This is a genomic window from Psychrobacter sp. 16-MNA-CIBAN-0192 (assembly GCF_040309565.1).
Classification (GTDB): Bacteria; Pseudomonadota; Gammaproteobacteria; order Pseudomonadales; family Moraxellaceae; genus Psychrobacter.
This window is the reverse complement of record NZ_JBEOOX010000205.1, coordinates 1-276: the sequence shown is the minus strand read 5'-3', so window position 1 is coordinate 276 and position 276 is coordinate 1. Positions and strand designations below refer to the sequence as shown.

Here is a 276-nt window from a genome sequence, read left to right as displayed (position 1 = left end):
GCATCGTGCAGCAGCGCGACGAGCCGCGCATGGCTCGCCTGGACGAGCCGCAGCGCGCGGCCGCCGCCGTGCGCGAACGGCGCGGCCGCAGGCGCGGCGGCGGGCAACCTCGGACACGGACGCCGTTCGGCGTCGACTGGATGCACGGACACTTCGATTTCCTCACGATGCGGCACGGGCCGCGCGATCACGCGGCCCTGCACCGCGTTGCGTTACGTCAGGCCCACGCGGCGCGCTTCGTCATGCGAGCCCGCCGTTGACGGACAACACCTGCCC

At 73.9% G+C, this 276-nt stretch carries 1 protein-coding gene; it reads left to right on the top strand.

Annotation, left to right across the window (positions count from 1 at the left end):
• A partial coding sequence (locus AAEY78_RS12935; RefSeq protein WP_352339720.1) for a hypothetical protein occupies positions 1 to 260 on the top strand: 260 nt, incomplete at its 5' end.
• Between the last annotated feature and the right edge of the window lie 16 nt (positions 261 to 276).